The 5848-nt window shown below is 49.0% G+C and carries 5 protein-coding genes; all 5 read left to right on the top strand.

What is annotated here, in order from left to right; translation table 11 throughout:
- Nucleotides 1–319: 319 nt before the first annotated feature.
- Nucleotides 320–670, top strand: coding sequence for an L-rhamnose mutarotase (locus VIM87_RS29020; protein WP_332000367.1), 351 nt, complete (start codon nt 320–322; stop codon nt 668–670).
- 124 nt (nt 671–794) lie between these two features.
- A complete protein-coding gene (locus VIM87_RS29015) occupies nt 795–1658 on the top strand; it encodes a hypothetical protein (RefSeq protein WP_332000366.1) in 864 nt (287 codons plus the stop codon).
- 92 nt (nt 1659–1750) lie between these two features.
- Entirely contained in the window at nt 1751–2338 is a 588-nt protein-coding gene (locus VIM87_RS29010) for an RNA polymerase sigma factor (RefSeq protein WP_332000365.1), read from the top strand.
- A gap of 90 nt (nt 2339–2428) precedes the next feature.
- On the top strand, nt 2429–3616 hold the full coding sequence (locus VIM87_RS29005) for a FecR domain-containing protein (protein ID WP_332000364.1): 1188 nt from the start codon (nt 2429–2431) through the stop codon (nt 3614–3616).
- A 395-nt stretch (nt 3617–4011) separates the two neighbouring features.
- The coding region (locus VIM87_RS29000) for a SusC/RagA family TonB-linked outer membrane protein (protein ID WP_332000363.1) at nt 4012–5848 on the top strand (1837 nt) is incomplete at its 3' end.

Genomic DNA, 5848 nt, shown 5'->3' with positions numbered 1-5848 from the left:
GGCTTGTACGGTGTAAGAGGCGTGCCCACCAACTTCCTTATTGACCCTGCCGGTAAGATCGTAGGCCGCAACCTGCGTGGCGAGCTGCTGGAAAAGAAGCTGGCAGAGCTGCTGGACAAAGGCGCTGCGCATAATTAGTTATTTAACTATCCTATAAGAGCAGTTCCGCTTTTAATACCTCAAAGTTTCCCTTTTTAAAAAGCCGTTGCAACCGCAGCGGCTTTTTGCTGCTTATAATAATCCATCACTATTACAGGATAATCCATTTTACAGGTGTTGAGCTTTCCCCATTTTTATTAACCACTAAAATTTAATGCAGATGAAACTACTTCCCGTTATGATGGCCCTGTGCCTCTTTGCCTGCCATCCGGCAAAACCTGTAAAACGTTATGGCATGGTTACCGGCTTAAAGCCGGAAAAGGTCGCTTATTACAAACAATTGCATGCCGCTGCCTGGCCCGGCGTATTAAAAACCATTAAAGCATGCAACATTGACAATTATTCTATCTATCTTCAGAAAATAGATGATAAGTATATCCTTTTTAGTTACTTTGAATACACCGGCACTAACTTTAACGCACCCTCGCAGCTACCCTTACCCGGGGCAGCCGGTACCCAAAGTACCTGGACTATCATGGAAGAAGTGTTTCACACCCCTGGAAATAATTAACTCCCTATGGCTGAATCCTATAACCAGGGGCCTGTAACATTACGGGCCCTTAATTTTTATATTATCTTTAAGGGAGTTTAAACCTATGCCTATTCCTATGCGGTCCTGTTACCTTATTATATGTATGCTGTGTTTTGCATTCTCCGCTACAGCGCAGGATACAGTGATCACTAAATATCCCAACGGCAAAACAAGCGAAATGCAGGTGCGCAGGAACGGCGTTACCTACACATTAGTGAAATATTCAGCGAACGGCCGCAAAAAGTTTAAATGGAATATAGATAAGCGCACCCTGGAAGGGTACCTGCTTATTGACCATGATGATAGCCTGATCAGCGGGTTTATAAAACAATGCCCTGACCGTACGGAGATCCAGCATTATGGCGAGGGCAAGCCTTTTTACTCCATTACCCATTACCAGGATAATAAGATCCACGGCACCTTCCAGGGCTTTGACCGGGATGGCGTGCTGAATGTACAAGGGCAGTATGATCAGGGTGTACGTACCGGCATTTGGAGATATTACCGCACGGATGGGATTGTGGAAAGCAGGCTGCACCTGAATGGGGTTACAGATCATAGAGGTATCTCCATCACCTTCACTATCATACCTGTTGGCATTACCCTGCTGCTGTTAGGTATGAGCGCACTGCTAATGATCAACAGCCGCAGCTACCGCTCCTGGTATACCATGATCAGTATTGTGAGCATTGCTTTATTTGCGCTGGCATTTTTTGCAGCGCTGTTCCCATGGTATCCGTATGCGGATGTGGTGAACGCGTTCATTATTCATTATTTCTTAGCCGTTATGGGCACTTTGCTGGCAGTAACCCTGCTGGCTTCTGTGATCAGCCTGGCCTGGGCTACCCGCACGGGCGTACGCCGCTGGTTCAGCAGCGTAGTGGTTTTTGTTACTATTGTATTGATACTATACACCATAGTAGTGGCTACGCTGGCCCGTAACGGCTTAAGCAGCCTGATTATATAAGATCCGTTCTGCACCGCCAATTCAGCGCCAATTGGTACATTTGCCTGTTTTATTTAATTTACGGCGTGAGGGTTTCTTAAATGTACAAACACATGGACAGCATACCATCCGGAGAGGGTTTGATAGCACGGATGATTGAAGGGGATGAGTCGGCTTTCACGAGCATTTACCGGCAGTACCATTCTGCGCTGTATACTTACCTGTTGCGCATCTGCAAAATACCTTCGCTTGCAGAGGACCTGGTGCATGATGTATTCCTGAAAGTATGGGAGATCAGGCACCGTATTGATCCCGCCCTGCCCTTTACCGGCTACCTGTACCGCATTGCCCGCAACCATGCTTTTAAAACCCTGAAAAAGCTGGCCTATGATGAGGTGCTGCAGGAAAAAGTATTGGAACACCTGCAGTTCCAGGGTAACGGACCGGAACAAATGGTAAATGAAAAAGAGTATAACCGTTTATTCCAGGAAGCCCTGGGCCGTTTAACCCCCCAGCGCCTGCATGTGTTCCGCCTGTGCCGTCAGGAAGGTAAGAGCTATGATGAGGCAGCGGCCATCCTGGGCATTTCCCGTAATGCAGTAAAAAAACATATGGTATTAAGCATGCGGGCCATTCATAATTATATTTACCGCCAGGGCCTGGTAATCACTCTTTTATACCTCGCGCAAAATATATTTTAACTTTTTTTTCAGGAAGGGGTACCCTAACACCCGGTTTTCGGATATATATACCTTGGATACCTGTGTCAAACAGTATCTGTTATTCCACTTATGTCTGAAACCAAAGGCCACTACGAACAACTGTTACAACGCTACCTGGAAGGTAGCTGTACGCCCGAAGAAGCAGCAGCGCTGTACAACTGGCTGAAGTCTTCAGACGCGCACCGTCCCCTGTTAGCCAGGCTGCAGCAGGAGTTTGAACAGGTTATTAATGAGCCCCATGAAGTACCTGCCGCTGTAAGCGACCGGATAGAAGCCCGTTTGCTGCAGAACATCAGCCGTAATAAAATAGTGCCTTTACGCCACCCCTGGCGCTGGGCAGCTGTAGCCTCTGTATTAATGTTATTACTGGCCGGCAGCGTATACTGGTTCTATAAAACAGATAAGTCGCATAATATTGCCTCAAACATGGCGCTGAGTAAGAAAAGTGTAATTGGCAGTGATGTGGCGCCGGGCACCAATAAAGCCGTGCTTACGCTGGCAGATGGCACTACGGTGGAGCTGGACAGCGCCGGCAACCAGGTGCTGCAGCAGGGTAAAACCACCGTACAGCAGCGCAACGGCCGGCTGGAATATGCCGCTAAGGGCAAAGGTGAGGCTATTGGTTATAATACACTGGTAGTGCCACGCGGCGGCCAGTTTAATATTGTATTGCCGGATGGCAGCCATGTATGGCTGAATGCCGCCTCCCGCCTGAAATATCCAACCGCCTTTACCGGTAAGGAAAGGGTAGTGGAGCTGCAGGGACAGGGATATTTTGAAATAGCGCATAACGCAGATCGGCCATTTATCGTAGATGTTAATAATACACATATACAGGTATTGGGAACCCGTTTTGACATTATGGCCTATCCTGACGAGCAAAGCCTGAATACAACATTACTGGAAGGCGCCGTACGCGTACAGCGCGGTGAGCGCCAGCAGCTATTGAAACCCGGACAGCAGTCGGTACTGGAATATACCACCGGCCAAATGTTCGTACGCCCGGCAGATATAGATCAGACCATTGCCTGGAAAACAGGCTTTTTTGAGTTTGACAATGCCGGCATGAATGTGATCATGCGCCAGGTGGCCCGCTGGTATGATGTGGATGTGGCCTATGGCAATGAAAATAGCAGCCGCCTTTTTGGAGGCCGTATCAGCAGAAGTCTGCCTTTATCTGAAATATTGCATATGCTGGAAGCGAATGGCGCAAAATTTAGCCTGGAAGGGCGGCGGCTGACGGTTACAGCAGAGTAAACCACGTCATCAATTCATACCTGGCCGCTACCACGTGCGGCCGGGTATGAATTATTAAAACTGATCGTAAACATGAATAACGTTATGAAGCCTGAAACAAGCTAACATGCACAAGGGGGGCAACACCTATGAAAAAAAGCCGGAAGTGCTCGCAACACCCCCGGCAGAACGTCTGGGTTCCCAAAGAAACAATTAGTCCCGTTAAGAACTATTATCTGGTCATTCCCAAACACTACAAAAGTATGTATTTAAACTTTAGTGGTAAAGCTTCCGCTACCCGGAAGCTACCTACCTGGTGTGAGCATGCTCATGCTATTGAAAAGCAATACCAAAATCAAATCACGGACCATGGTATTACAGCAAAAAGCCTGCTGGCCCGTAAAATGCTCTGCGTTATGAAACTGACTGCCTTTTTAATGCTGGCAGCCTGCTTGCAGATAAGCGCAAAAGCAGTGTCCCAGCAGATCACACTTTCAGAAAAGAACGCATCGCTGAAAAAGGTGCTGAAAGAAGTATCCCGTCAGGCGGGTATGTCCATAGTGTATGATGAGAACATGCTTTCACGCACTAAGCCTGTAACCGTATCGGTAAAAAATGCCACGGTGAAAGAGGTGCTGGACGAATGCCTGCGCGATCAGGCTATGTTCTATAGTATTGATGGCTCACGTATTATTATACAGGCACGCCCTGCGGCTAAAATGCAGCAGGATACCACCGTTAGCATCAGTGGCCGCGTAACCGACGAAAAAGGCCAGCCTATACCCGGCGCCACCATCCGCGTTAAAGGTACCAACACCGGTACTGCTACCGATGGCGAGGGCAGGTACAACATCCGCGCACCCCGCAACAGCGAGCTGCTGGTATCCTTTGTAGGTTACAACCAGCATACTTTCCCTGCTGTTGCCGGTACACAGAATGTGCAGCTGCAGGTTTCACAAACCGCTTTAACGGAAACCGTAGTAGTAGGTTACGGCGTACAAAAGAAAAGCGTGGTAACCGGCGCTATCTCCAGCGTAAAAGCTGCTGATATTGAGAACCAGCCGGTAACCCGCCTGGAACAAACCCTGCAGGGCCGCACCTCCGGTGTTACCATTGCAGCCAGCAGCGGCCAGCCCGGCTCCAGCGCCAGCGTACGTGTACGCGGCGTTACCTCCTTTAATAACAGTAACCCGTTGTGGGTAGTAGATGGGGTAGTAGTAGATAACGGCGGCATCAGCTACCTGAACCCGCACGATATAGAATCCATGGAAGTGTTGAAAGATGCTGCTTCCCAGGCTATTTACGGTGCGCGTGCAGCCGCCGGCGTTATACTCATCACCACTAAAAAAGGTAAGGCCGGTAATACGCAGGTGAGCTATAACGGTTATTATGGCACCTCTGCACCTGCTAAAAAGCTGCATATGCTGAATGCTACCGAATACGCTACCCTGCGTAATGAGGCAGCTGTAAATGCAGGTAAGGCCGCACCCTTTGCCAACCCGGCATCTTTTGGCGCCGGTACCGACTGGCAGGATGTGATCTTTAACAACAGCGCCGCCCGCCAGAGCCACGAGATCAGCGTAAGCGGCGGCAGCGAAAAATCTACCTTTTACAGCTCCGTAGGTTACCTGAAACAGGATGGTATTGTAGCTACTGATATTTCCAAATACCAGCGTGTGAACCTGCGCCTGAACTCTACACATAAATTATCACAGTGGGTAACTGTTGGGCAGAACGTAGGTTACTCCTACGAAAAATCCATTGGCCTGGGTAACACCAACAATGAGTTCGGCGGTCCTTTAAGCTCTGCCATCAACATGGATCCTATTACACCGCTGGTAGTAACGGATCCTGCTGTTGCAGCAGCACAGCCTTACCTGAACCTGGGTGTGGTAAAAGATGCCAGCGGCCGCCCGTATGGTATTTCCGGCCAGGTAGGCCAGGAGCTTACTAACCCCCAGGCATATATCCAAACCCGTTTGGGCAACTACTCCTGGGCACATAACATAGTAGGTAACGCGTATATAGAAGTGCAGCCCATTAAAGGCCTGCGCCTGCGTTCCACAGTAGGTACCAAAATAGGTTTCTGGGGCGATGAGACCTTTACACCTATTTACTACCTCAACTCCTCCACCAACACCACCCGTACTTCTTTCCTGCGCAGCAACAACCAGCGTTTCGACTGGAACCTGGAAAACACATTGTCTTATAGCAAAGTAGCGGGCTTGCATAACTTCACGGTGCTGTTAGGAC

The sequence above is a fragment of the Chitinophaga sp. genome (assembly GCF_036569125.1).
In the GTDB taxonomy this organism is placed as follows: domain Bacteria; phylum Bacteroidota; class Bacteroidia; order Chitinophagales; family Chitinophagaceae; genus Chitinophaga.
This window is presented reverse-complemented; position numbering and strand designations above follow the sequence as displayed.